Origin of the sequence: Corynebacterium sp. LK2537 (assembly GCF_040946485.1) — a bacterium.
GTDB lineage: Bacteria > Actinomycetota > Actinomycetes > Mycobacteriales > Mycobacteriaceae > Corynebacterium.
Map to the genome: position 1 here is coordinate 158,165 of NZ_JAYWLQ010000006.1, position 22,028 is coordinate 180,192.

20 protein-coding genes and 2 tRNA genes are annotated in these 22,028 nt (G+C 64.7%); 5 read left to right on the forward strand and 17 right to left on the reverse strand.

Translation table 11 applies throughout. The features are described 5' to 3' along the window. Nucleotides 1-8 precede the first annotated feature (8 nt). The 4 genes from VVS03_RS09240 to nrdF form a co-directional block, all read right to left on the reverse strand. Nucleotides 9-761 (reverse strand): peptidyl-tRNA hydrolase, encoded by a 753-nt coding sequence (locus tag VVS03_RS09240; protein ID WP_368520403.1) that lies wholly within the window; start codon nucleotides 759-761, stop codon nucleotides 9-11. Nucleotides 762-764: 3 nt separating this feature from the next. After that, nucleotides 765-1,952, reverse strand: coding sequence for a phosphoserine phosphatase SerB (serB, locus tag VVS03_RS09245; protein ID WP_409338197.1), 1,188 nt, complete (start codon nucleotides 1,950-1,952; stop codon nucleotides 765-767). A 157-nt stretch (nucleotides 1,953-2,109) separates the two neighbouring features. After that, nucleotides 2,110-3,807, reverse strand: a complete 1,698-nt coding sequence (gene ctaD / locus VVS03_RS09250) for a cytochrome c oxidase subunit I (protein ID WP_368520405.1) — start codon at nucleotides 3,805-3,807, stop codon at nucleotides 2,110-2,112. 350 nt (nucleotides 3,808-4,157) lie between these two features. After that, entirely contained in the window at nucleotides 4,158-5,147 is a 990-nt protein-coding gene (nrdF, locus tag VVS03_RS09255) for a class 1b ribonucleoside-diphosphate reductase subunit beta (protein WP_368520406.1), read from the reverse strand. A 289-nt stretch (nucleotides 5,148-5,436) separates the two neighbouring features. Here nrdF and VVS03_RS09260 point away from each other — a divergent pair, with 289 nt between their 5' ends. Next, nucleotides 5,437-6,156, forward strand: a complete 720-nt coding sequence (locus tag VVS03_RS09260) for a FadR/GntR family transcriptional regulator (RefSeq protein WP_368520407.1) — start codon at nucleotides 5,437-5,439, stop codon at nucleotides 6,154-6,156. Nucleotides 6,157-6,253: 97 nt separating this feature from the next. Here the strand turns inward: VVS03_RS09260 and nrdE are convergent, their stop codons facing one another. From nrdE to VVS03_RS09285, 5 genes are all read right to left on the reverse strand, one after another. Beyond that, nucleotides 6,254-8,416 (reverse strand): class 1b ribonucleoside-diphosphate reductase subunit alpha, encoded by a 2,163-nt coding sequence (nrdE, locus tag VVS03_RS09265; RefSeq protein WP_368520408.1) that lies wholly within the window; start codon nucleotides 8,414-8,416, stop codon nucleotides 6,254-6,256. 177 nt (nucleotides 8,417-8,593) lie between these two features. Beyond that, on the reverse strand, nucleotides 8,594-9,031 hold the full coding sequence (gene nrdI / locus VVS03_RS09270) for a class Ib ribonucleoside-diphosphate reductase assembly flavoprotein NrdI (protein WP_368520409.1): 438 nt from the start codon (nucleotides 9,029-9,031) through the stop codon (nucleotides 8,594-8,596). Nucleotides 9,032-9,050: 19 nt separating this feature from the next. After that, nucleotides 9,051-9,290, reverse strand: a complete 240-nt coding sequence (gene nrdH, locus VVS03_RS09275; RefSeq protein ID WP_368520410.1) for a glutaredoxin-like protein NrdH — start codon at nucleotides 9,288-9,290, stop codon at nucleotides 9,051-9,053. Nucleotides 9,291-9,687: 397 nt separating this feature from the next. Next, a complete protein-coding gene (ykgO, locus tag VVS03_RS09280) occupies nucleotides 9,688-9,810 on the reverse strand; it encodes a type B 50S ribosomal protein L36 (RefSeq protein ID WP_003847162.1) in 123 nt (40 codons plus the stop codon). A 122-nt stretch (nucleotides 9,811-9,932) separates the two neighbouring features. After that, nucleotides 9,933-11,270 carry a sugar porter family MFS transporter gene (locus VVS03_RS09285; RefSeq protein ID WP_368534373.1) on the reverse strand — a complete coding sequence of 446 codons (1,338 nt, stop codon included), beginning with the start codon at nucleotides 11,268-11,270 and terminating at the stop codon, nucleotides 9,933-9,935. A 26-nt stretch (nucleotides 11,271-11,296) separates the two neighbouring features. Here VVS03_RS09285 and nadE point away from each other — a divergent pair, with 26 nt between their 5' ends. Further along, complete coding sequence (nadE, locus tag VVS03_RS09290; protein WP_368520412.1) at nucleotides 11,297-12,121, forward strand: ammonia-dependent NAD(+) synthetase; 825 nt, start codon at nucleotides 11,297-11,299, stop codon at nucleotides 12,119-12,121. Between the two features lie 17 nt (nucleotides 12,122-12,138). On the opposite strand, the gene VVS03_RS09295 is transcribed toward nadE, so the two are convergent. From VVS03_RS09295 to pgm, 6 genes are all read right to left on the reverse strand, one after another. Then, nucleotides 12,139-12,855 (reverse strand): fructosamine kinase family protein, encoded by a 717-nt coding sequence (locus tag VVS03_RS09295; protein ID WP_368534374.1) that lies wholly within the window; start codon nucleotides 12,853-12,855, stop codon nucleotides 12,139-12,141. Between the two features lie 95 nt (nucleotides 12,856-12,950). Next, nucleotides 12,951-13,026 (reverse strand) — tRNA-Ala (locus VVS03_RS09300). 27 nt (nucleotides 13,027-13,053) lie between these two features. After that, a tRNA-Ala gene (locus VVS03_RS09305) sits at nucleotides 13,054-13,126 on the reverse strand. A 116-nt stretch (nucleotides 13,127-13,242) separates the two neighbouring features. Next, entirely contained in the window at nucleotides 13,243-13,983 is a 741-nt protein-coding gene (locus tag VVS03_RS09310) for a thioredoxin domain-containing protein (protein ID WP_368534375.1), read from the reverse strand. Between the two features lie 69 nt (nucleotides 13,984-14,052). Continuing rightward, a complete protein-coding gene (locus VVS03_RS09315; protein WP_368534376.1) occupies nucleotides 14,053-14,514 on the reverse strand; it encodes a MauE/DoxX family redox-associated membrane protein in 462 nt (153 codons plus the stop codon). 18 nt (nucleotides 14,515-14,532) lie between these two features. Further along, the gene (gene pgm, locus VVS03_RS09320; RefSeq protein WP_368534377.1) at nucleotides 14,533-16,155 is read right to left on the reverse strand and encodes a phosphoglucomutase (alpha-D-glucose-1,6-bisphosphate-dependent); all 1,623 of its coding nucleotides are present in this window, start codon (nucleotides 16,153-16,155) and stop codon (nucleotides 14,533-14,535) included. Between the two features lie 172 nt (nucleotides 16,156-16,327). Between pgm and VVS03_RS09325 the strand changes: the two genes are divergently transcribed. Genes VVS03_RS09325 through VVS03_RS09335 form a run of 3 tightly spaced genes read left to right on the forward strand, consistent with a single transcriptional unit; the run spans nucleotide 16,328 to nucleotide 18,491 of the window. Continuing rightward, nucleotides 16,328-17,749, forward strand: coding sequence for an alanine/glycine:cation symporter family protein (locus VVS03_RS09325; RefSeq protein ID WP_368534378.1), 1,422 nt, complete (start codon nucleotides 16,328-16,330; stop codon nucleotides 17,747-17,749). Between the two features lie 29 nt (nucleotides 17,750-17,778). Continuing rightward, nucleotides 17,779-18,093: a fluoride efflux transporter family protein gene (locus VVS03_RS09330; protein WP_368520418.1), complete on the forward strand. Its 315-nt coding sequence runs from the start codon at nucleotides 17,779-17,781 to the stop codon at nucleotides 18,091-18,093. Then, on the forward strand, nucleotides 18,090-18,491 hold the full coding sequence (locus VVS03_RS09335) for a CrcB family protein (RefSeq protein WP_368534379.1): 402 nt from the start codon (nucleotides 18,090-18,092) through the stop codon (nucleotides 18,489-18,491). Before VVS03_RS09330 ends, VVS03_RS09335 begins: the two co-directional genes overlap by 4 nt. 16 nt (nucleotides 18,492-18,507) lie before the next feature. Here VVS03_RS09335 and VVS03_RS09340 read toward each other — a convergent pair whose 3' ends face one another. Then, a complete protein-coding gene (locus VVS03_RS09340) occupies nucleotides 18,508-21,057 on the reverse strand; it encodes an ABC transporter permease (protein WP_368534380.1) in 2,550 nt (849 codons plus the stop codon). A 2-nt stretch (nucleotides 21,058-21,059) separates the two neighbouring features. Beyond that, complete coding sequence (locus VVS03_RS09345; RefSeq protein WP_368534381.1) at nucleotides 21,060-21,824, reverse strand: ABC transporter ATP-binding protein; 765 nt, start codon at nucleotides 21,822-21,824, stop codon at nucleotides 21,060-21,062. Nucleotides 21,825-22,028: the final 204 nt, after the last annotated feature.

A 22,028-nucleotide genomic window follows, 5' to 3' on the forward strand; every position in this document is an offset into this window, starting at 1 on the left:
CCGGACTGTTAGGTGCTGAGCGGGCGCGGCAGGGCGCACACCGTCGCCGAATCCGGGGCGATCTCGGTGAACCCGGCGTCGACGACCACTACCGCCCCGGCTTCGGCTTGCGCCCGCTCGAAGGTGGCGTGGTCGACCTCGCGCACGCTTAGGGCGAAGTCGGCCTGCTTCCACTCCCACGCCGCCTGAACGTTCAGGCTGGCGGCCAGCAGCATGGAGCCGTGCCCGACCTGGGCCGCGGCCTTGCCCGCGCTCATGCCGAGGGAGGCGTCCACGTAGATGACCGGGGCGTCGGCCGCCGGGTCGCCCGGCTGGTCGGCGGGCAGGTCCGTGTGGCCGATCTGCAGCTTGCTAATGAGCGGATCCACCTCGTTGACCGCCGAGGGAACGGAAGCGCGCGCCACGTCGACTGTCACCCCGGGCAGCGCCTGGACGTCGTTCCAGGCCTTGTTGCGGCTGCGGCGGGCCACCTTGCGGATGCGGTGTCCGTACCAGCGGCCCAGGGCAGCGGCGAAGGCCGTATCGCCGCCGGCGCGCTCGTCCAGGCACACCGCGACCACGGCCCGGGCAGCCGCTTCCAGCACGCGGTGGCGGGCCGGGGTGTCCTGCTTGGGCAGGTTCAGCGCGATCTGCATGGCCTGGACTGTCTCCGGCTGATTGGGGTCTTCCCTATCGCGGTGCCAGTCGCGCGAACTGCAGGATTCCTGGAGCCGCTGGTGGGCGGCGCGGAAAGAGGCATCGATAGCCTGCTCGGTGCCCATGGACTAATCCTTCTCGATCTCGGCGGAGGGGATGCCCAGCAGCTGCAGGACCTCGTCCAGGTACGGGTGGTTGACCTGCGCGTCGGCCACCTCCTTGAGGGCCGGCTTGGCGTTAAAGGCAATCCCCAGGCCCGCCGCGCTCAACATATCGATATCGTTGGCGCCGTCACCCACCGCCACCGTCTGCGACATGGGCACGCCGCAGTCCGCGGCGAATTCGCGCAGGTATTCCGCCTTCGCCGCGCGGTCGACGATCTTCCCGGTGACCTCGCCGGTCAGCTTCCCGTCGCTAATGGCCAGGGTGTTGGCCCGCACGTAGTCCAGGTTAAGCTCGCGGGCCAGCGGCTGGAGGACCTCCAAGAAGCCGCCGGAGACCACCGCGACCTTGAAGCCCAGGCGCTTGAGCGTGGCCACCGTGGTGCGCGCGCCCGGGGTGAGCTCGATATCAGCCGCGACCTCCGCCAGCACCGACTCGTCCAGCCCGCCCAGGGCCTTGACGCGCTCGCGCAGGGACTCCGCGAAGTCGAGCTCGCCGCGCATGGCGCGCTCGGTGACCGCGGCTACCTCCGCCTCGCGGCCGGCGCGGGCGGCGAGCATCTCGATGACCTCGCCGGTAATCAGGGTCGAATCGCAGTCGAAACAGACCAGGCGCTTGGCGCGGCGGTGCAGGCCGGCCTCCTCGATGGCCAGGTCCACGCCTAAGCGCCCGGCCAGCTCGGCCAGCCGGGCCCGCAAACCGGCGGCATCGCCCGCCACGGTCACGGACAGCTCCAGACCGGTCAGCGGCTGCCGGGACAGGCCCCGGATGCGGTCGATGTTGGCGTCGAAGTTGGCCAGCTCCTGCGCCAGCGCCGCCATCTGCTCCGCGGTCACCGTCGCCCCCATGATGACCACCACGTGGCTAGAGCGCGGCCGCGGGGAGCGATCCGTGCCCACCTCAACGGTGACGGTGTGCTGGTAGATGCTCAGCGTGTTTCGCAGCCCGGCCTCCGCCTTCTCGACGAGCGCGGGGTCGAGGCGCCCGTAGGCCGCCAGGGTGATGCGTCCGGAGAAGATAGCCTGCTCCACGTCCACCAGTTCCACCCCGACGGCCGCCAGCACGCGGAAGAAGGCAGCCGATACCCCGGGCTTGTCCGGCCCCGAGGTCGTAATCACTACGTCCTTTAAAGCTTGATTATCCACAGCCTTTATCCTGCCACAGCCGGATGCGGCCACGGTCACAGCCCCTTGGGCCCCCACCGTGACGCGGCTTTCGGATCGCCAAAAGCCACCTTCTGTGGCCCGTTTAAGAACCGGGCCTAGAAGGTGGCTTAGTTGGCAGGAGGGTTCAGCGCCTCGTTGACACTAATTAGTGTCCAGCGCCGATGTGCGCCTCGGAGCGCATGCGCTCAACCATGTGCGGGTAGTGCAGCTCGAACGCCGGGCGCTCGGAGCGGATACGCGGCAGCGAGTTGAAGTTGTGGCGCGGCGGCGGGCAGGTGGTGGCCCACTCGAGGGAGTTGCCGTAGCCCCACGGATCGTCGACGGTGACGATCTCGCCGTAGCGCCAGGACTTGAACACGTTCCAAATCAGCGGGATGACGGAAGCACCCAGCACGAAGGAGAAGATGGTCGAAATCTGGTTGTAGATGGTGAAGCCATCGGACTCCAGGTAGTCGGCGTAACGACGCGGCATACCCATGTTGCCGACCCAGTGCTGAACCAGGAAGGTGCCGTGGAAGCCGATGAAGGTCAGCCAGAAGTGAATCTTGCCCAGACGCTCATCCAGCATACGGCCCGTCATCTTCGGGAACCAGAAGTACAGACCCGCGAAGGCGGAGAAGACCACGGTACCGAACAGGGTGTAGTGGAAGTGAGCAATCAGGAAGTAGGACTCAGCCAGGTGGAAGTCCAGTGCCGGGGAGGCCAGCATAACGCCGGTCATACCGCCGAAGAGGAAGGTGGCCATGAAGCCCATGGCGAAGATCATCGGGGTATCCCAGGTGATGTGGCCCTTCCACAGGGTGCCGACCCAGTTGAAGAACTTCATACCGGTCGGGACCGCAATCAGGAAGGTCATGAAGGAGAAGAACGGCAGCAGGACCGCGCCGGTCACGAACATGTGGTGAGCCCAGACGGCCATCGACAGCGCACCGATGGACAGGGTGGCGAAGATGAGGCCGACGTAGCCGAAGACCGGCTTACGGGCGAAGACCGGAACGACCTCGGAGACGATGCCGAAGAACGGCAGGGCCAGAACGTAGACCTCCGGGTGGCCGAAGAACCAGAACAGGTGCTGCCACAGGATGCCGCCACCGTTAGCGGAATCGAAGATGTGGCCGCCCAGCTTGCGGTCGTAGAGAACGCCCAGTGCAGCAGCCAGCAGCAGCGGGAAGATCATCAGGGCCAGCACCGAAGCGGTGAAGATGGTCCAGGTGAAGATCGGCATACGGAACATGGTCATGCCCGGTGCGCGCAGGGTCAGCACGGTGGTGACCATGTTGATTGCGGAAGCAACGGTACCGACACCGGTAGCGCCAACGCCGACGATCCACATGTCAGCGCCGATACCCGGGGTGTGAACGGAGTCTGCCAGCGGCAGGTACATGGTCCAGCCGAAGTCGGCAGCGCCGCCCGGGGTCAGGAAGCCAGCCAGCATCACGACACCACCGATGGTGGTGATCCAGAAGCCGAAGGCGTTCAGACGCGGGAAGGCCACATCCGGTGCACCAATCTGCAAGGGCAGGATGTAGTTAGCGAAGCCCCAGACGACCGGGGTTGCGAACAGCAGCAGCATCACAGTGCCGTGCATGGTGAACAGCTGGTTGAACTGCTCGTTGGACAGGAACTGCAGACCCGGCGTGAACAGCTCAGCGCGGATCAGCAGTGCCATCAGGCCACCAAGGAAGAAGAAGCTGAACGACATGATCAGGTACATGATGCCCAGCTGCTTGTGGTCAGTGGTGGTCAACATCGTCCAAGCCTTGGAGCCGGTCTTACCGTGCCCCGTCGGCTCAGGACGTGAAGGCTGGACGTAGTCGTCCAACCGTGGCGCCACAGCGGTCATTTATATCCTCCTGACTAGCAAGCGCTTGCCAGCTTTATGCCATACAAGCGCTTAAAAGTTTTACACCGCCTAATCCTAGGCCAACTCCACCCCACTTTGCCAGCCGTTTCTAAGACTCGAATTCGCAGCTAAGTGGCCTGCTGTGACTCGTGTGGCGGCATTGTCGCAGCAAATTGGGCCTAGATTTTCGCCAGCCCGACACCCACCCGGGGGCGAACGTGGTGTAGCCCACAATATTTCCCGCGCCATGCCCGCTTTGGCGCCGGTCCAGAGACGAAAATACACCCCCGTGATACGTCATCCTTTCGGTTGACGTATCCGCCGGGGGTGTCGGGGTTTGCGGGGCCTTGCTAGAAGTCCCAGTCGTCGTCGGTGGTCTCCTCCGCCTTGCCGATGACGTAGGAGGAACCGGAACCAGAGAAGAAGTCGTGGTTCTCGTCCGCGTTCGGCGACAGCGAGGACAGGATGGACGGCGACACGCGGGTCTCGTCCGCCGGGAAGAGGCCCTCGTAGCCCAGGTTGTTGAGGGCCTTGTTGGCGTTGTAGCGCAGGAAGCGCTTCACGTCCTCGGTCCAGCCCAGCTCGTCGTAGAGATCCTCGGTGTAGTCGATCTCGTTGTCGTAGAGATCGTAGAGCAGGTCGAAGGTGTATTCCTTCAGCTCCTGCTGCTTAGCCTCGTCCAGCTTGCGCACGCCCTGCTGGTACTTGTAGCCGATGTAGTAGCCGTGGACGGCCTCGTCGCGGATGATCAGCCGGATGATATCGGCGGTGTTCGTCAGCTTGGCGCGGGACGAGAAGTACATCGGCAGGTAGAAGCCGGAGTAGAACAGGAAGGACTCCAGCAGCGTGGAGGCGACCTTCTTCTTCAGCGGATCGTCGCCCTCGTAGTAGGACATGACGATCTTGGCCTTCTTCTGGAGGTTTTCGTTTTCCTCGGACCAGCGGAAGGCGTCGTTAATCATCGGGGTAGACGCCAGCGTCATAAAGATATTGGAGTAGGACTTAGCGTGCACCGACTCCATGAAGGCGATGTTGGTGTAGACCGCCTCCTCGTGCAGGGTGACCGCGTCGTCCAGCAGGCTGACCGCGCCGACGGTGCCCTGGATGGTGTCCAGCAGCGTCAGGCCGGTGAAGACCCGCATGGTGGTCTCCTGCTCCTTTTCCGTGAGCGTCTTCCAGCTCGGGATGTCGTTGGAGACCGGGATCTTTTCCGGCAACCAGAAATTACCCGTCAGTCGGTCCCAGACCTCGAGGTCCTTTTCGTCCGGAATGGTATTCCAGTTGATTGCCTTAACCGGCTGGTCATGGCCGGAAACATACGCATCGTACTCGTGAGACAACGCAGGTGACCTACCTTCATCGATCGGGGGGTATTACAACCCACCACGATACCCGAGGAAGCGCCGGCGAGTCCCCGATGGTCGCCCTAACCTCGGCCGCGCCCGGTTACCCCTGCTCAATAACGATCCGGTGTAGTCCTCCAACAAGTGTTAACAAATCCTTATAGCCAGCGATAATATCCACGTAAGCGCCTACTGCCGGGCCCATTACCGCCAGGGACCTACCAGGTCATCGCACCCAGTCCCACTTCCGACCACTCCCCCAGTTCACGCGCGAGGATTTTAGATTTTGCTTGCCCCCACCTCCCAGCACCCCACTCCCCTGCTGAGCTCCGTCCTCGATCAGCTCGGATCCGAAATCGTTCACGGGACCATCGCCACCGGCCAGACCTTTACCCTGCTGGATATCTGCGCCCGCTTCGATATCTCGCGGACCGTCGCCCGGGAGGCAATGCGCGCTCTGGAACAACTCGGGCTAGTAGCCTCCTCCCGGCGCGTCGGGATTACGGTCCTGCCCATGACCGAGTGGGCCGTCTACGACCAGGCGGTGATCAACTGGCGGCTCCAGTCCGAGCGCACCCGCAGTGATCAGCTGGGTTCGCTGAACCAGCTGCGGCTGGCCATCGAGCCCATCGCCGCGCGCCTGGCCGCCCAGCGCGCCTCCGCCGAGGAATGCGCCGAACTCCTCGCGCTAGCCAGCCGGCTATCCGAGCTGGAGACCTCCCCGTCCTCGCGCGTCGGCGAGGAGCTGTCCACCGACCTGCGCTTCCACACCATGATTCTCCATGCCTCCGGCAACGAAATGTTCGCCGCGCTGGCTCCGTCCCTGCTGTCTATCTTCAAGGGCAAATCCGTCTTCGGCTCCCCCAAGCGCGATCCGGTCGCCGGCACCACGCGGCTCCACCACGAGCTCGCCACCGCCATCCGGGACCGCGATCCGGACCGCGCCGAGCACCTCTCGCGCATCATCCTGGACGAAAACCGCGCCAGCTCCCACCGCGACTGGTAAGTGCTGCATAAGCAGGTAAGTTAAGAAAACGAAAGGCCCGAGGAAATCACTTCGATTCCCTCGGGCCTTTTAGCTCCCGGCGGTCAGGGGTAGCTGCCTAGAGCATGCAGGACACGCAGCCTTCAACCTCGGTGCCTTCCAGCGCCATCTGGCGCAGGCGGATGTAGTACAGGGTCTTAATGCCCTTGCGCCAGGCGTAGATCTGGGCCTTATTGATGTCACGGGTGGTGACCGTGTCCTTGAAGAACAGGGTCAGCGACAGGCCCTGGTCTACGTACTTCGTGGCGACGGCGTAGGTGTCGATGATCTTCTCGTAGCCGATCTCGTAGGAGTCCTTGAAGTACTCCAGGTTGTCGTTATCCATGTGCGGGGCCGGGTAGTACACGCGGCCGATCTTGCCTTCCTTGCGGATTTCAATCTTGGAGGCAATCGGGTGGATGGACGACGTCGAGTTGTTGATGTAGGAGATGGAACCCGTCGGCGGCACGGCCTGGAGGTTGCGGTTGTACAGGCCGTCGCGGGCGACGTCCTGCTTGAGCTGCTCCCACTCCTCGGCGGACGGGGTGTGGATGGTCGAGTTGGCGAAGAGCTCCTTGACGCGCTCGGTCTGCGGCTGGAATTCCGCCGGGTCGTAGCGGTCGAAGAACTCGCCGGTCGCGTACTCGGACTGCGGGAACTCCGCGAAGGCCTCACCGCGCTCCTGCGCGATCTTCAGGGAGGCGCGCAGGGAGGCGTACAGCACCGCCGCGAAGTAGGCGTTGGTGAAGTCCAGGGCCTCCTCGGAACCGTATTCGATGTGCTCGCGGCCCAGGAAGCCGTGCAGGTTCATCTGGCCCAGGCCGATGGCGTGGGACTGGTCGTTGCCCTGGCGCACGGAGGGGACGGAATCGATAGCCGTCATGTCCGCGACCGCGGTCAGGCCGCGGATGGCGGTCTCGACGGTCTGGGCGAAGTTGTCGGAGTCCATCGTCATGGCGATGTTCAGCGAACCCAGGTTGCAGGAGATGTCGTTGCCCAGAGTGCGGTAGCTCAGGTCGGTGTTGAACTCCGACGGGGAGTTAACCTGCAGGATCTCCGAGCACAGGTTGGACATGTTGATCCGGCCGGTCTTGACCGGGTTAGCCCGGTTCACGGTGTCCTCGAACATGATGTACGGGTAGCCGGACTCGAACTGGATCTCCGCGATGGTCTGGAAGAAGTGGCGGGCGTTGATCTTCTTCTTCCGGATGCGCGGATCCTCGACCATCTCCTCGTAGTGCTCGGTCACGGAGATATCCCCGAAGGCCTTGCCGTAGACGCGCTCCACGTCGTACGGCGAGAAGAGGTACATATCGTCGTTGCGCTTGGCCAGCTCGAAGGTGATATCCGGGATGACCACGCCGAGCGAGAGGGTCTTGATGCGGATCTTCTCGTCCGCGTTTTCGCGCTTGGTGTCCAGGAAGTTCAGGATGTCCGGGTGGTGGGCGTTCAGGTAGACCGCGCCCGCGCCCTGGCGGGCACCCAGCTGGTTGGCGTAGGAGAACGAGTCCTCCAGCAGCTTCATGACCGGGATGACGCCGGAAGACTGGTTCTCGATGTGCTTAATCGGCGCGCCGGACTCGCGGATATTCGACAGCAGCAGCGCCACGCCGCCGCCGCGCTTGGACAGCTGCAGGGCCGAGTTGATGGAGCGCCCGATGGACTCCATGTTGTCTTCGATACGCAGCAGGAAGCAGGAGACCAGCTCGCCGCGCTGGGCCTTGCCGGCGTTCAGGAAGGTCGGGGTGGCCGGCTGGAAGCGACCGGTCATGATCTCGTCGACGATCTTGCCGGCGAAGTCGAGGTCCCCGTCGGCCAAAAACAGGGCGGTCATGGCCACGCGGTCCTCGAAACGCTCGAGGTAGCGGCGGCCGTCGAAGGTCTTCAGCGTGTAGCTGGTGTAGTACTTGTACGCACCCAGGAAGGACTTGAAACGGAACTTGAAAGCGTAAGCCCGCTTGAAAAGGTCCTTGATGTCGGAAAACTCGTACTTCGCGATGACCGCCGGGTCGTAGTACTGGTTGTCGACCAGGTAACCGATCTTTTCTTCCAGATCGTGGAAGTAGACCGTGTTCTGGTTGACGTGCTGCAAGAAGAACTGGTTAGCAGCCTCACGGTCCTGGTGGAACTGAATCTTGCCGTCTTCGTCGTACAGGTTCAACAGCGCGTTCAACGCGTGATAGTCGAGCTTTTCCTCCGGCTTAACCGGCTCTGCCACAGTCTTTCCCAACTGGTTATCCACGGCTGCACTCAGGCCTTTCATCTACTACGGAAGCGCCGGCTCACGAAGACGGTTGGCCAGCCGTGTCCCGCAAGATGAGACGCGACTGCCAACCGCCCAAGTTAGCCAACGCGATATTTCATGTTTTTAAGTCTATCTGTCCGGCCGCTTCCCCGCGGCCGGCGTTTCAAAGTTGCACTACGCGCTCAGCGGGGGCTCGAGGCCTAGCTGCTGCGCGTTCGCTAGCAAACCGCCTCGGCAAATCTCCACGTCGTCGGAGTTGCCGAGCAGTTCGAAGCGGTAGACGTACGGCACCTTGCACTTGGCGGAGATGACGTCCCCCGCCTTCCCGAAGTCGGTGCCGAAGTTACTATTGCCTCCCGCAATAACCGCACGGATGAGGCTCCGGTTGTGTTCATCGTTGAGGAAACGGATGACCTGCCGGGGAACTGGGCGGGAGTTTTGGTGATTGATGGACGCTCCCCCGCCGTACGTCGGGCAGACCAGAACGTAGGGTTCGTTGACAGTCAGCGGCTCATCGTTGAGACGCAGGGGAATCCGCGCATTGGGGAAGCCCAGCTTCTCCACGAAGCGGCGCGTATTTTCCGTCGCGGAAGAAAAATACACGACCAACATGGATATCTTCGACTCCTAGTTACGCAGACGCTGCCAGGGTGGCCAGCTCCTTGATGCGGTCCGGGCGGAAGCCGGACCAGTGCTCACCGTTAGCCTCCACGACAGGAGCGGAGACGTAGCCCAGGGCCATGACGTAGTCGCGGGCCTCGTCGTCCAGGGAGATATCGACGGCCTCGTAGTCCAGGCCGGCACGGTCCAGTGCCTTCTTGGTGGCGTTGCACTGCATGCAGGCGGGCTTGGTGTAGAGCTTGATAGACATGGTGGCAGGTTCCTTAATCCGTTTCGGGGAGGCAGATTACTTCTTCTCCGGCCGGTCGTAGAGCACCTCCTGCACTCTTCGACGCCCGCGCTTGAGGCTGCGCCTAGGCCCGCCGGAGCAACACCGACAACACTATACTTTGGGGCAAAAGCCCGCAACAGGCACTATATCTTGTGCTCTGGCACGGGATATCCGCAGGACACCCGAAGCTCAAGCCCCACATCTAGGCCGGCGCTCACCATCGACGTAACTACACCGTTGGCATTTCCGCAGGACGAGCCGAGCTATTGTGAGATAATTCACTTACATCCGTGTAATTACCCCGTAACGCAGAAAGCCGCTCCCCGTATTGCACTGGTGGTGCGACGGGGAGCGGCTTTCGCGCGTCCGGTTCAGACTAGCCCTGGCGAGCCTTGAAACGCGGATCCTTCTTGTTGATCACGAAGACCTTGCCGTGGCGGCGGATAACCTGGGCGCCCGGCTTCTTCTTCAGCGACCGAAGCGACTTGCGGACCTTCATCGGGCGCTCCTTTCTGAATGCGCAATAAAAATGCGGTTGAATCTATAACAAAGAACGTGCTGAGCAACCTCAGCACTGACACGGGGAAACACTTTACCGTACGTTGCCCCAGACCCCAAAATTCACTCCTGGGGTTGGTAGCGCTGCCGTAGGTCTTGCGAGACCTCTTCGAGGCTGCGTCCCATGGTCTCCGGCACCAGCACCCGGGTATAGCCGATGGCCACGATCCCCAGCCCGCCGAAGAGCGCGAAGGCCCACGGCCCGGTCAGCCACTCCACCAGCGGCAGGAAGTACTGGGCGACGGCCCAGTTGGTCGCCCACAGGCTCAAGCCCGCGATGCCCATGCCGATGCCGCGGATGCCCACCGGCACCAGCTCCGAAATCAGCAGCCACGTCGTCGGCGAGACCGCCGCCTGCTGGAAGGCGATGAAGCTGGCCATCAGCAGTAGAGACAGGCTGGCGAAGGCCACCGACCCCTCCGCCCGCGAATACACGACGGCCAAGGCGAACAGGGAGACCACGTTGCCGGTCAGGCCGATAAGCAACAGGCGCTTGCGGCCTACCCGGTCGACCACCTTGAGGCCGACCCAGCACGCGATAACGGAGACCACGCCAATGACCATGGAGGTATACACGGAGTGCTGGGTGGAGATCCCCACCTGGTTCATCATGGTCGGGGCGAAATAGACAATGGCATTGACGCCGGTTATCTGCTGGGTCAGGCCCATCAGCATGGCCAGCAGCACGGTCACCTGCAGCCAGCGCGCGGACTTCAGGCGGGAGAACTCGCTACTGTCCACCTGCTCGTGCTGACTGTCGGCGACCTCTTCCAGCTCCAGCCCGACCCGGCTGGCCACCCGGCGGGCCTGCTCCGTGCGCCCGCGGGCCACCAGCCAGACGGGCGTGTCCGGCAGGAACCACATGCCGACCGCCAGCGCCGCGCCCGGGATGGCCGCGGCCGCCAGCATCAGGTGCCAGCTGCCCAGCCCCGCCAGCGCGGAGTTGACCAGGTAGGCCAGCAGCTGCCCCACCACGATCATCAAGGTATTCAGCGAGACCAGCTTGCCGCGCACGGCCGTGGGCACCGTCTCCGAGATGTACATGGGCGAGACAATGGAGACCGCGCCAACCGCTAGGCCTAGGAAGGCCCGCGCGGCCGCGAGCATCCCCACGGAACCGGACAGCGCGCACCAGATAGACCCCACCACGAAGACGACGCCGCCCAGGATCAGCGTGCGGCGCCGGCCCAGCGACTCCGCGACGCGCCCGGCGCTCAGAGCCCCGATGGCGGCGCCGATGAGCAGCGCCGAGGTCACCCAGCCCTCCTCGTGGGCGCTCATGCCGAACTCAGGGGAGATAAACAGCAACGCACCGCTCATCACGCCGGTGTCGTAGCCGAAGAGCAATCCACCCAGCGCGGCCACCGTCGCCACCGTTTTAATATAAGAACTTTGTTTCACGTCCTACATTGTCGCACTCCACTACGATGAAGCACATGTCACCAGATCCGAACTCCACCCAGTCCGAAATCATAAAAGCCCTGCACACCCGCCCCTTAATCGATCCAGCAAAAGAGGTCGAGCAGCGCGTCGACTTCCTGGTTAATTACCTGGATACGACCGGCGCGGCAGGTTTTGTCTTAGGCATTTCGGGCGGCCAGGACTCCACCCTGGCCGGCCGGCTCGCCCAGCTGGCCTGCGAGCAGGTCGACGGCGCCGCCTTCTGGGCCGTCCGCCTGCCCTACGGCCAGCAGGCCGACGAAGACGACGCCCAGGTCGCCCTGGACTTCATCCAGCCCGATCACCGCCTGACCCTGGACATCGCCCCGGCTACCGATGCCCTGTCCGCCGCCACCGCCGAGTCCTTGGGCCAGGACGCGCTCGGCGACTTCAACCGCGGCAACGCCAAGGCCCGCCTGCGCATGGTCGCCCAGTACGCCCTGGCCGGCGAGAAAAACCTTTTGGTAGTCGGCACCGACCACGCCGCGGAAAACGTCACCGGATTCTTTACCAAATGGGGCGACGGCGCCGCGGACCTCCTTCCGCTCGCCGGCCTTAACAAGCGGCAGGGCGCGCAGCTGCTGGTGCACCTCGGCGCGCCGCGCTCGACCTGGGCCAAGGTGCCCACCGCCGATCTGGAAGACAACAAGCCGGGCCTGCCCGACGAGGAGGCACTCGGGGTCGCCTACTCCGACATCGACGACTACCTGGAGGGCAAGCCGGTCTCGGACGAGGCCGCCGCTACCATCGAACGCCTCTGGCGCGCCGGCGCCCATAAGCGCCAGATGCCGCAGGGCCCGCGGCCGCTCTAGCCTCCCCCGCTGCCCAGCTAGTAGCGTTCGAGCACGCCGCGTGCGGCCGCCACCAGCGGGCGCTGGTAGGCGCGCCCGTGGGTCATCGCGTGCACGGCCAGCGGGTGGAGCTGGTGCAGGTCGAAGTCGACCTTCGGATCGCCGTAGCCGGCCAGGATCTCGTCCAGGTAGGGGGCGCCGAAAAGCTCCAGCATCGCCAGGTCCGTGTGGGGGTGCCCGCCGTGGGCCGCCGGGTCGATGACCACGGCGCCACCCTCGCTAAACAGCAGGTTGCCGGCCCACAGGTCGCCGTGGATGCGGGCGGGTTCGACGTCGAAGTCGGTCGCGGCGATAGCCTGGCAGGCCCGCTCGACCGTCTCCAGGTCCCCGGAGGAAAGGCCCGCCCCGCGGGCGAAGGGCAGAACGCGCTGCTCGACGTAGAAACTGCCCCAGGAATCGCTCGGGATGCAGTCCTGTTCGACGCGGCCGATGAAATTCTTGCCCTCCCAGCCCGCGGGCGGGCAGCCAAAGGCCTCGGCCCCGGCGGCGTGGATCCGGCGCAGGCGCCGGCCGAATTCCCGCGCCGCCTCCGCCGTGGGGGCGGCCGGCTCGACCCGCTCGGTACGCAGGTAGCTCTGGCCTCCCTCGACGACCTCCACGACGGCCTCGGGCACCGCCGCGTGCAGCCAGCGCAGGCCCGCGGCCTCGGCCCCGGCTTGATCGGGTTGGGCAACATCCTTGGTAAAAGTAGCCATCCCACCATCGTAACCAAATCGGGCCCAGCGAACCGGGCCCGCGGGAGGGATAGCAAAACCCGGGCCAGCTGAGCTGAACCCGGGTCTTGGAAAATTGGTGGAGCTAACGGGATTCGAACCCGTGACCCCCACACTGCCAGTGTGGTGCGCTACCAGCTGCGCCATAGCCCCAAAGAAAATAGGTATGAAGTTGTGGAGTGGAGCTAACGGGATTCGAACCCGTGACCCCCACACTGCCAGTGTGGTGCGCTACCAGCTGCGCCATAGCCCCTTGTGCCGTATAGCCAGATACCGTGCGGCATCTAGTGCGGCAACTCGTATTAATCTACACGCTGGCGAAGGCGCGAACCAAATCGCCAGCGTGAGCTAATTTTTCTCCGGCTGGCCTTACTTAGCGACCTGGTCGACCCAGGCGCCCAGATCGGAGGTCAGCTCCAGCTCTTCACCGTCGACGAAGATGCGCGGCGAGGAGACGGAACCGGTGTCCTTTTCCAGCTTGTGGTAGTTGGCGGCGGCGAATTCCTGGCCGGCGCTCAGATCCATGTTCTTGATCTTGTCCACAGCGTCACCGGAGGCATCGAAAGCCTTGGCGGCCTCGGCCATTTCCTCGGCGCCCCACTGGCGGGCAACGTCCTGCTGATCCTCGAGCAGCACCTTGCGCAGGTTCCAGTAGGCGTGGACGTCGCCGTCTTCCGCCAGGGCGCGGGCCGCGGTGGCCGCCTGGGTGGAGTAGCCGTCGAGCTTCTCCGGATCATCCTGGCCATCCATGAAGTTCAGGGTGCGGATGTGGACCACCATCTTGCCGTCCTCGATGGCCTGGGCCATCTTCTCATCGGAGGCGACTGCCAGCTCCGCGCAGTGCGGGCAGGAGAAGTCCTCGTACAGGTCGACGACCGGGGCGTCGTCCTTGGTGTTGGCGGACTTGAGCACGACGGAGTTGTCCTCGTACTGCATGTCCATGTTGACGTCGACGGCACGGTCAGCCAGCTCGTCGGTCTTCGCGCTCTGGCCGTTCCAGATGATGTAGCCGATGACGACGGCGACGATCACCAGCAGGGCCACCAGGCCCCACAGGAACCCGGACTTGCCGCTGGCATTCGGGTCCGTGACTTTCCGAGAATTACTCACTTGCTCCACTCATCCTTTACAGGGTTGTTTGCGGTCTTTGCACCTGGAAATAGCCTACCCAAGCAGGCCTTAGGGGTAAACTGCGAACTTCTTGAACGGACGCACCCAGATCCAGACCATGAGCACGAGGAAGAAAAGATCGCGCCCCAGGGTCTTGACGTAGTCCATTACTTGGTCGGTGTTGGCCGGATCGACTTCAAAGCAGCCGCAGTCGATGTCCAGTCCGCGGGCCCAGGCTTGGCCGATGCCGATCATGAACAGCACCAGCACGATGATGCCCACCTTGGCTGCCGGGCGCATGAACAGGCCCAGAAGCAGCAGGACGCCGCCGGCGATTTCCAGCGGACCGATGAGATAGGCCAGGTAGTGCGACCATTCCGGTGTGAAGATCTGATAGGCCTCGATGGTCTGGGTCATCGTAAAGTGCTTGTTGAGCTTCTCCACCCCGGCGGTGATCCAGATATAGGCCATGAAGAAGCGCGCGAAGGCGCTTATCAGGTCGAGAATCAGGCTTTTATCGAGTTTCTTCACGCTTGAACAGTTTACACACTACGTGGCGCTGCTCAATGCGTCCTTGACCACATTGACAGCCTCCTGCAGGACTTGTTCCAGGTGTTTTTCACCCAGGAAAGACTCCGCGTAGATCTTGTACTTGTCCTCAGTGCCCGACGGGCGCGCCGCGAACCAGGCATTATCCGTGACCACCTTGAGCCCGCCCAGGGCCGCGCCGTTGCCTGGGGCCTCGGTGAGCTTGGCGCGGATCTCCTCCCCGGCCAGCTGCGTGGCCGCCACCGCGTCCGGGGCAAGTCCCTTGAGGACGGCCTTGGCCGCGCGGTCGGCGGGCTCGTCGATGCGCGCGTAGGCGGAGCTGCCCAGCTCCTCGGTCAGCTGCTGGTAGCGCTGGGACGGCGACTGCCCGGTGACCGCCTGAATCTCGGCGGCGAGCAGGTTCATGATGATGCCGTCCTTGTCGGTGGTCCAGGTACTGCCGTCGAAGCAGAGGAAGGAGGCACCGGCGGATTCCTCGCCACCGAAGGCCAGGGAGGCGTCCTGCAGCCCCGACACGAACCACTTGAAGCCGACGGGGACCTCCACCAGCTTCCGCTCCAAGCGAGTCGCGACCCGGTCGATGAGCGAGGAGGACACCGCGGTCTTGCCGATCCCGGCGCCTGCCCAGTCCGGGCGGTGGGAGAACAGGTAATCGACGGCGACTGCCAGGTAGTGGTTGGGGTTCATCAGCCCGGCGTCCGGGGTGACGATGCCGTGCCGGTCCGCGTCCGCGTCATTGCCGGTGGCGATGTCGTAGGTCTCGCGGTTGGCAATCAGGGAGGCCATCGCCGCCGGGGAGGAGCAGTCCATGCGGATTTGGCCGTCCTTGTCCAGGGTCATGAAGCCGAAGGTGGCGTCCACGTGCGGGTTCACCACGGTCAGCTGCAGCCCGTAGCGGCGGGCGATTTCCGGCCAGTAGTCCACCGCCGCCCCGCCCATCGGGTCCGCGCCGATGCGCACGCCCGCATTGGCGATGGCCCGCAGGTCCACTACCCGGTCGAGGTCGCCGACGTAAGCATCCAGGAAGTCGTAGGTCGCCAGGTTCGGATCCGTCACCCCGGCGACGTCGGCGCGCTCGACCCCCTCGAGGCCGGCGCGCAGGTAGCCGTTGGCACGCTCGGCGATCCAGTCGGTCGCCGCGGAGTCGGCCGGCCCACCGCTCGGCGGGTTGTACTTGAAGCCGCCGTCGCGCGGCGGGTTGTGGGACGGGGTCACCACGATGCCGTCGCTGCCCGGGTGGGTAACGATGGCCCGCGAGACCGCCGGGGTCGGGGTGTAGCCGCCGCGGGCATCGACCCGCACGTCCACCCCGCGGGCGACGAGGACCTGCAGGGCCGAGACCATCGCCGGCTCGGACAACGCGTGGGTGTCGCGTCCGATGAACAACGGGCCGGCGATGCCGTGGTCGGTGCGGTAGTCCACGATGGCCTGGGTGATGGCCCAGATATGCCATTCGTTAAACGCCGCGTCCAGGCTGCTACCGCGGTGGCCGGAGGTTCCGAAGACCACCTCTTGCCCCGGGGTGTCAACGTCGGGGCGGAGCGCATAATAGGAGGTCACCACGTGTGCGATGTCGTCGCGGTCTTCCGGGCGGGCCGGCTGTCCGGCGCGGGGGTGGGCCATGGCAGGTTCCTCTCGTCGCGTGTTGGGGCCAGTTCTGGCAGGGGCCTTCCGCTTTCATTGTCGCCCGCGCGGGCAGGCTGCGCAGCGTGAGCACACCTGCCATTTACCCCCGCCGGAAATATCTTTTGTCATTTAGGTCACAAATCGCTGTGGCGGCGGGTACATTCCAAGAATGGACTCGTTACAGAATTTGCTCGACTCGGTGGGCTCCGTCGTCTGGGGCCCGTTCTTCCTCATTCCCCTCCTGCTTTTGACCGGCCTCTTTTTGACCATCCGCATGGGTGGCCTGCAGTTCCGCACCCTCGGGCGCTCCCTGCGCGCGGTGTTCAGCCGCGACGACTCGGATGATTCCACCGACGGTGATATTACGAACTACCAGGCGCTGACCACCGCGCTGGCCGCCACCGTGGGTGTCGGCAACATCGTGGGTGTCGCCACGGCCCTGTCCATCGGTGGACCGGGCGCCCTGTTCTGGATCTGGGTCACCGGCCTGGTCGGTATGGTCACCAAGTACACGGAGGCCTACCTTGGCGTCCGCTTCCGCGTCACCGACTCCCGCGGGGAGCAAATCGGCGGCCCGCAAATCTACCTGAAGCGCGGCATCCGCGGCCCCCTCGGCAAGATCCTGGGCGTGGCCTTCGCCATCTTCGCGGTCTTCGCCTCCTTCGGCATCGGCAACCTGACGCAGGGCAACGCGATCGCGTCCAATATGGAATCCACCTTTGGCATCGACCCGATTGCCTCGGGCGCCATCATGTTCGTCGCCATCGGCGCGGTCCTGCTCGGCGGCATTCAGGCCATCGGCCGCATCACCTCCGCGTTCGTGCCGCTGATGATCATCATCTACGTGGTCGGCGGCATCATCGTGCTGATCACCAACGCCGGGGCCCTCCCGGAGGCCCTGGCCACGGTCTTTACCGACGCCTTCACCGGTACGTCCGCGGCCGGCGGCTTCACCGGCGCCGGCATCATCATGGTCATCCAGTTCGGTGTCGCCCGCGGTATCTTCTCCAACGAGTCCGGTATGGGTTCCGCCGCCATCGCCGCCGCGGCCGCCAAGACCCCGCACCCAGCCCGCCAGGCTTTCGTCTCCATGACCCAGACCTTCATCGACACCCTGGTGGTCGTGTCCATCACCGGCCTGGTCATCGTGGTGACCGGCACCTGGGAGGAAGGCCGGGAGAACGCCGCCACCATGACCGCCGACGCCTTCTCCGTCGGCCTGCCGGGCCACTGGGGCGGCACGATCGTCTCGCTGTCCATCATCTTCTTCGCGTTCTCGACCATCGTGGCGTGGTCCTACTACGGCGAGCGGGCCCTGGCCTCCCTGGTGGGCACCATCGCCACCCTGCCCTACCGCATGTTCTTCACCGTCATCGTCTTCGTCGGTGCCGTCACCGAGCTGGACCTGGTCTGGTCCTTCTCCGACCTGGCCAACGGCCTGATGGCAGTGCCCAACCTCGTCGGCCTGCTCATCCTCTCCGGGCTGGTCGCCCGCGAGACCAAGGCCTACCTCAAGTTCGATCCGGGCCTGAACCGCCCGTTCACCGAGGTCCGCGAGTTCACGGAATCCCAGGGGATGAACTGGAAGTAGCGGCCGCGCCGCGGCTAGCATAGGAGACTATGCGCGAAGCTCTGATTGTCGGCGCCGGGGCTGCCCTCGGCGCCGTTGCCCGGGTCGGACTCATGGCGCTGTTTGCCCAGGCGTGGTGGCCCCTTCTAACCATCAACGTCGTCGGCTCAGCGCTCATGGGGTATTTCCGGCCCGGGCCTTTCTGGTCGACCGGCGTGCTCGGGGGGTTTACCAGCTTCGCGACCTTTGCGTTGCTGAGCTCCGAGCTCAGCCCCGGCGCCGCGGCCGCCTACGTGGCAGCCACGCTGCTGGGCTGCGTCGGCGCGTACCTGGCCGGCGCGCACTTCGGGGGTGAGAGGCGATGACGGCACTGAGCCTTAACACCTTGCTGATCCTCGCCGCGGTGGGGCTGGGCGCCTTCCTAGGGGGTATGCTGCGCTACGGCCTTTCGCGCCTTCTGCCCAGCCCCGCCGGCACCTTCGCGGCGAATATGCTGGGCTCGCTCGCCCTGGGCCTCACGGTAGGGTTCTTCCGCCTGGGCGGCTGGGAGGCCGGCCCCTGGGGCTCCGTGGCCTATATGGGCCTGACCGGTGGCTTCGCCGGCGGGCTGTCCACCTGGTCTACGTTTGCGCGGGAGCTGGGAGACATGCTCAAGGCCCGCCACTGGGGGCGGGCCTTGCGGTATGCGGCAGCCACGCTGGCGATTGGCATCATCGCCGCGTGGCGCGGGGTCATCTGGGCCGAGCGAATCTGGTTCGGCTAGCCCCGCGCGGGGCGTTTTAGGAGGAGATGGCCTCCAGCGGCGGGGTCTTGGCCGCCCGCCCGGCCGGCCAGAGGGCGGCGATAACGCCGACCACGCCGGAACCGACCAGCATGATGGCTAGCTGGCCCCACGGGACGGTGGCCTCGTCGAGGCCCTGGTCGGACATGACCTGGATGAAGGACCAGCCCAGGCCCAGGCCGATGAGGATGCCCATGACCGCGCCGAAGATGGCGATCTGGACGGCCTCCAGGGTGATCATGGTCCGGATCTGGCCGCGCTGGGTGCCCACGGCGCGCAGCATGCCGATCTCCTGGCGGCGCTCGATAACCCCCAGGGTCAGGGTGTTGACGATGCCCAGCACGGCGATGACCACGGCCAGCGCCAGCAGGGCGTAGAGGATGGAGAGCATCTGGTCGATGGCGCCCGCGGATTCGCTGGCGTATTCCTCGCCGGTAGCGACCTGGACGACCACGAGATCCTTGACGGCTTCCTCCAGGTTGCTGCGCAGCTGCTCCAGGTCGGTGCCCTCGGCGGCGTTGACGCCCACCATCTGGGTGGTCAGCGATTCGCGCGGCACGAGCTCCTCGACCAGGGACTGGTTGACCGCGAAGCCCTGAATCATCTGGTTCGGCTCGAAGGTACCGATGAGCTTGGCGTCGACCGCCTCGCCGAGGCCGCCGGCCTTAGTCATCGGGTAGGTCTGCCCCACCGTCCAGCCGTGCTCGGCGGCGTAGTCCGTGGTGGCGATGAAGCCCGGCTCCGCCTCGAAGTTCACGCTGCCTTCCGCCACGTCCAGCTGGAAGAGGTTTTCCGGGTTGGTGTCCATGACCATGGACTGCTGGAAACGGGGGCCGTAGTCCAGGCTGGCGTTGCCATCGATGGCCACCGGGGCCATGGACAGCGAGAGCACTTCGCCGACCCCGTCGGCCTCGCGAGCCTTGTCGGCGGTGTCGTTCGGCGTCGGGAAGGAGCCCGACTGCGGGCCGGCCAGGATGTAGTCGGCCGAGATCTTGTCATCCAGCACGTTGGAGATGGACGTCTTCATCGTCGCGCCCAGCATGCCGATAGCGGTCACCAGGGCGATGCCCAGGGTCAGTGCGAAGGCGGTCGCGGCCGTGCGGCGCGGGTTGCGTCGGGAGTTGGTCGCGGCCAGGCGCCCGATGGCGCCGAAGGGGGCGCCGAAGACCTTGCCCAGCACCGGCACGATGGGCAGCGACAGCGCCGGGCCGGCGAGAAAGAAGCCGACGATGACGAAGAGGGCGCCCACGCCGACGAGGATGGCGCGCGGGGTGGTCTCGGCATCGATAAGCGCGCCCGTGGCCGCCAGGACCGCGCCGAGGACCAGGACGAGTCCGCCGATGATGGTGCGTACCTTGAGCGAGGATCCGGTGGCGGATTCGGTGGTGCGCATCGCCTCGACCGGTTCCACCGCGCCCGCGCGCTGCGCCGGCATCCAGGCAGAGACCACCGTTACGATGGTGCCCAGCACGAGCGGGACCAGGATGGCGGAGGCCGACAGGCCCAGCGAGTCATCCATCGGCATGCCCTGGCCGTTCATGACGGCCTTGATTATGGCGACCAAGCCGATGCCGGCCACGACGCCGAGGGCGGAGCCGATAAGCCCCACGATGAGGGATTCCATGACCACCGAACCGGTGATCTGCCCGCGGGAGGCGCCCAGGGCGCGCAGGAGGGCGAATTCCTTGGTCCGCTGCGCGACGATCATCGAGAAGGTATTCGCGATGATAAACGTGCCCACCAGCAGTGCGATAAGCCCGAAGGCAATAAGGAAGTAGTTGACGAATTTGAGCGCCCCGGAGATGGTCTCCGAAAGCTCATCGGCCAGCTTCTGGCCGGACTCCGCCTCGACCTCGTAGGTCGCGTTGAGGTGGTCGACCAACTCATCGGCGCTGACCCCTTCGGCTGCGGAGACTCGCAGCTGTTGGGAGTCGCCGTAGAGCTCGTTGAAGCCGTCGGCCTCCATCGACAGCGTCAGCCCGGAGCCCTGTTCGATGGCCGGCTCGACGATGCCGGAAATGGTCATCCGGTCCTGCTTGTCCGGGTGCACCACGACGACCTCGTCGCCAATCCCGATGCCAAACTTCTCGGCGGCCCCGGAGTTGACGACGACCTCATTGGTGCCCTGCGGGGCGTTGCCCTCAACGAGCTCCGCCGGCTGGCCCACCGTGTCCTCGGGCGCGTAGTACGGCACCAGCGCGGACGTACCGCCTTGGGTCTGGTAGGCCTCGGAATCGGAATTGGCCACGACGACCGTCTGGCTCGACTGCATGTTGACGCCGCCGACCTGGGGGTCGTCGGCCAGCTGCTGCCGCATCTCCGCGTTCAGCAGCGGGCCGCCCTCCTTCTGGGAGACAGCCGCATCTACGCCGGTAAAGGAGTTCGACACCGCGGAGTCGAAGGTCGACGACAGCGAGTTGGTGAACATGAACGAGCCCGCGATGAACGCGGTGCCCAGCACCACGGCGAGGACCGTCAGGCCCAGGCGCAATTTGTGGGCCAGAATATTGCGCAGGGACACCCTGCGCATGGTTTTGTTCTTACCCATACTTAGCTCTCAATCTCCGCCATGATCTGGTGGATGGCCTCCATGGAGGGATCCTCCAGCTCGTGGACCAGCCGGCCGTCGGCCAGGAAGACCACCCGGTCGGCGTACGATGCCGCCTTGGCGTCGTGGGTAACAATGACGACGGTCTGCCCGTCCTGGTCGACACTGGTGCGCAGGATGTCCAGGACCTCAGCGGACGAGTTCGAGTCCAGGTTGCCGGTCGGCTCGTCACCGAAGATGATCTCCGGGCGGGAGACCAGCGCGCGGGCGCAGGCCACGCGCTGCTGCTGGCCGCCGGACAGCTCGGCCGGGCGGTGCTCGAGGCGCTGCGCCAAGCCCAGGCGGGTGGTGATCTCGTCAAACCAGGCCTTATCCACCTTCTTGCCGGCGATATCCACCGGCAGCGTGATATTTTCCGCCGCCGTCAGCGTCGGCACCAGGTTAAAGGACTGGAAGATAAAGCCCAGCCGATCGCGGCGCAAGGCCGTAATCTCCTTGTCGCTGAGCTGGGACAGATCCGTATCACCAATCAGGGCGGCGCCACTGGTGGCGGAGTCCAGCCCGGCCATGGTGTGCATCAGGGTGGACTTGCCGGAGCCCGACGGCCCCATAATCGCCGTGAACTCCTGGCGGCGGAAGTCGATGGTCACGTGGTCCAGTGCGGTAACAGAGGTCTCCCCCTGGCCGTATTGCTTAAACAGCTCGATGGCCCGGGCTGCGACCGCCGGGGTCGAGGCGCCGACGGGGGAAGCGGCAGAATGAGTCATGTTTTCACTTTCTTCACTGTAGATAACAACTATTACAGCTTAGCGTGCGATACCATCTGACGCAGCACCGCCCCACCGGCTATACATACAATCTCCGACAAGAAACCAGCCACAAAAAGGCGCAAGGAAGCAAGCAGAGATCGAAAAAGGGAGGGTTTCCGGCGTGTGGCCGGGAACCCTCCCTAAAGAATATTGAATTATATG

Excerpts from the sequence above, each read along its gene's own strand:
- VVS03_RS09240 (WP_368520403.1), bottom strand. The coding sequence starts at position 761 with ATGGGCACCGAGCAGGCTATCGATGCCTCTTTCCGCGCCGCCCACCAG.
- ctaD (WP_368520405.1), bottom strand. The coding sequence starts at position 3,807 with ATGACCGCTGTGGCGCCACGGTTGGACGACTACGTCCAGCCTTCACGT.
- nrdI (WP_368520409.1), bottom strand. The coding sequence starts at position 9,031 with ATGTTGGTCGTGTATTTTTCTTCCGCGACGGAAAATACGCGCCGCTTC.
- nrdH (WP_368520410.1), bottom strand. The coding sequence starts at position 9,290 with ATGTCTATCAAGCTCTACACCAAGCCCGCCTGCATGCAGTGCAACGCC.
- ykgO (WP_003847162.1), bottom strand. The coding sequence starts at position 9,810 with ATGAAGGTCCGCAAGTCGCTTCGGTCGCTGAAGAAGAAGCCGGGCGCC.
- nadE (WP_368520412.1), top strand. The coding sequence starts at position 11,297 with ATGAAGCACATGTCACCAGATCCGAACTCCACCCAGTCCGAAATCATA.
- VVS03_RS09295 (WP_368534374.1), bottom strand. The coding sequence starts at position 12,855 with ATGGCTACTTTTACCAAGGATGTTGCCCAACCCGATCAAGCCGGGGCC.
- pgm (WP_368534377.1), bottom strand. The coding sequence starts at position 16,155 with ATGGCCCACCCCCGCGCCGGACAGCCGGCCCGCCCGGAAGACCGCGAC.
- VVS03_RS09325 (WP_368534378.1), top strand. The coding sequence starts at position 16,328 with ATGGACTCGTTACAGAATTTGCTCGACTCGGTGGGCTCCGTCGTCTGG.
- VVS03_RS09330 (WP_368520418.1), top strand. The coding sequence starts at position 17,779 with ATGCGCGAAGCTCTGATTGTCGGCGCCGGGGCTGCCCTCGGCGCCGTT.
- VVS03_RS09335 (WP_368534379.1), top strand. The coding sequence starts at position 18,090 with ATGACGGCACTGAGCCTTAACACCTTGCTGATCCTCGCCGCGGTGGGG.
- VVS03_RS09340 (WP_368534380.1), bottom strand. The coding sequence starts at position 21,057 with ATGGGTAAGAACAAAACCATGCGCAGGGTGTCCCTGCGCAATATTCTG.
- VVS03_RS09345 (WP_368534381.1), bottom strand. The coding sequence starts at position 21,824 with ATGACTCATTCTGCCGCTTCCCCCGTCGGCGCCTCGACCCCGGCGGTC.